This window comes from Sulfurimonas sp. (assembly GCF_023229025.1).
In the GTDB taxonomy this organism is placed as follows: Bacteria; Campylobacterota; Campylobacteria; order Campylobacterales; family Sulfurimonadaceae; genus Sulfurimonas.
Genome location: NZ_JALOAA010000079.1, coordinates 1 through 2,769 on the forward strand (window position 1 = coordinate 1; position 2,769 = coordinate 2,769).

At 39.8% G+C, this 2,769-nt stretch carries 3 protein-coding genes; 1 reads left to right on the forward strand and 2 read right to left on the reverse strand.

The features are described 5' to 3' along the window. Positions 1–192 (forward strand): hypothetical protein (locus M0Q20_RS10985; protein ID WP_295061911.1); only part of this gene is annotated, 192 nt, incomplete at its 5' end. A 188-nt stretch (positions 193–380) separates the two neighbouring features. Here M0Q20_RS10985 and M0Q20_RS10990 read toward each other — a convergent pair. Continuing rightward, positions 381–1,349 (reverse strand): hypothetical protein, encoded by a 969-nt coding sequence (locus M0Q20_RS10990; protein WP_295061914.1) that lies wholly within the window; start codon positions 1,347–1,349, stop codon positions 381–383. 156 nt (positions 1,350–1,505) lie between these two features. Beyond that, a partial coding sequence (locus M0Q20_RS10995; protein ID WP_295061917.1) for a transposase occupies positions 1,506–2,769 on the reverse strand: 1,264 nt, incomplete at its 5' end.

Sequence of the window (2,769 nt, forward strand, 5' to 3'; positions counted from 1 at the left end):
TTTAAGGGTGACTTACATTTTGATAACCTCCAATTTATCTTATATGGGTGGCTAGGACTTGCTCTAGGACTACTATTAGGCCTACTAGTCTTCAAAGCCCTCAAGCTCGAATGGTTAAAGAAATATGTCTATATCTTTGTAGGTATCAATGGTGTTGTGATAATAGTGCAGCAGATAGTGGCTTATATATAAAACTTCTTACTGCCACAATAAATCCATGACTTAGTAAATTTCACATCTCCTATCACTAATCAAATATCATGATAGAATAAAATTTGTGGGCACAATAGGTGTAATCATATTACTCTTGGTATTCTTACCATAATATAACCTTCAAAATATGGGCTTTCTTATTTAGCATTTAAAAAAATATAGGTCTCTCAATCCTCTTTCACCATATACTCCATTCTGATTTGAGAAAGTGTTTTTCCTGACTCTTTATGGATGGTGAATCCGTAGGTCTCGACACTTGACCAGCCAAAAACAGTCTTAAGCCATGTTTGCATTGACATTTCTTCACCGTTCACTAAGACATTACCATTAGCTAGTAATTCTGCTTCCTCAGTTTTACCTTTGGGAACAATTATGTCTCCTTCCTTGACGACTCCCCATTCCAGCATTTTATCAATTTTAGGCAGAACCCTTCTTGTGATTTTCTTTTTGTCTGCATATTGTTTAATAGGAGAATCTGTAATATCTACATAGAATTCATCATAATCGGGTAGTGGCAATATCTTATCTATTTTAAAGAATAGCTCATCATTAAGTTTATACGGATTAAGTTTATAGCAACTCATGTCGACATTGTTGCTATTAAGCCAAGCCACAGCTGACAGAGTTTGCTCATCAAAGTTGGATGCAACCAATAGAATTCTTTGCTTCCTATTAAAATTACTAACAGCGTTATTTTCTTCTAAAAATTCATTTACTTTCCTAATCCCCAGTTCATAAGATGTCAGCTCTCCAAGCTCAAATTCATCCCTGTATTTTTCAATATAGGGAGCATACACTTTCTCAACAAGGTCCTCAATTTCATTTATTGTTGCATAACTAGCCGCATATCTAATTGCTTGGAACTCAAAAGCTTCACTGCGACCCACAATATCATTCTTGTCTCTTTTTATCTCGATAAGTACTATGTTGCCATTATTATCTATAGCAGTCAGGTCGCTACGCCCTCTACTTTGATTTCTAACTTGCCTGCCAACAATTAGCATTGACTCTTCATCATCACAGAGCATTTCAATACTATTCCGTAAGATTTCTTCTATATCGCTCTCTAACATATTCAGTTCTGAAAAAGTAGTATACTCAATCTTTCTTGCAGTCTTATTTTTAATATTGTACACGGTATCTCCCCAAAACCATTACCACCAACTACCTGATTGTATTACCAGCTAGTTAATTATTCTCTCTATCGCGTAAATCTTTGCTGCTTAATACTACCATAGCAACCTGAAATGGCTATGTCTATCAATAAATCCCAAATTCCCAACTTTTTGTAACTAGGTCTCGCTTGACTCACTGAATTGGGTGGTGGCTTCATCATCGTTGACCACCTTATTCTTCCACTGGTACTTGATGTTGAAGAGGTCGAAGATTAGTCTCTGGGCCTTGGTTGGGACTGTGTAGACATCTTTATACTTACCTTTGTAGTGAATCTTTGAGTAAGTTGCCACTTTGTTAAGGACCATCTTTAAGTTCCAGTAGTTCCTCTCTTTGGCAGGGATGGTGGCAAGCATGCCCTTTAACTCATTGATGATTATCATCGCTAGGAAGTTAATAAAGATCCTCCCCTGCATCACATCGGCTGAGTGGACGCGTATACGGTTACAATCCAAAGTGTTCTTCAAATCATCGAAGTGCAACTCTATGTTGTTGCGCATCCGGTAGTGGCAGAGGGCCTTTTGGGCCTCCTTCTCATGGGAGGATAGTAAGACCCAATATCCACTGTAGCCATTGATGTAGGCATCCACTTCATCCTCTTTGAGGGTAACCTTCCTCCCTCTGATTGGCGTCTCCTTTACTTCAAAGTACCGCTCATAGTAGTGCTCTCTACCCTTGAGGAGAATCCCCGTCTCAAGGTCATCTTGACACTTTTTGAGAGTATTCATCAGGTGAGCTATGTCCCTCTCTTTCTTTAGCGCATCGTAGTAGAGATGGATCCACATCCTCCCATACTCAGTAGTGCTAACCTTCGTCAGAGCATAGATGATGGAATCTTTCTCATCTCCCTGAATAAGATTGGCAGGACGCTGCACTCCCCCTCGGTGGTTGTCAATAAACTCTTTCTGCCATTTGATGTGGGAGGGGACGGGAATAGTGAACTTATGCTTCTTGTCAGTAAGGTTACGAATATTATCTTCACTATAGAAGCCCCTGTCTAAGATAAAGCCCACCTTTCCCACATCTAGCTTCTCAAGATGGTTTAACACATATTCAATAACAACCTGGTCCGACATGCTACCCGGCAGCTCGGTACACCAAAGGGGGGTATTAGAGTGGTAGGTACTAATGAGGGCTATGTTAATCTGCTCAAGCCTCTCATGGTCTCGGTTATAGCCCCTCTCTACATATTTGTTATCTCGCGAGTATGATGAGATGCTACTAATATCAAAGATAAGGCTCTTGTCCTCTCCCTTCTTGCCTATCCATTGGCTGAAAAAGGTGTTTTGAATATCCTTATCTAAAAATCTCAGAAACTCACTGATGCGCTGAGATGAGAGAGCTCCTCCATTATAGCCTCTAGCATTAAGCCAATCCTCTGCG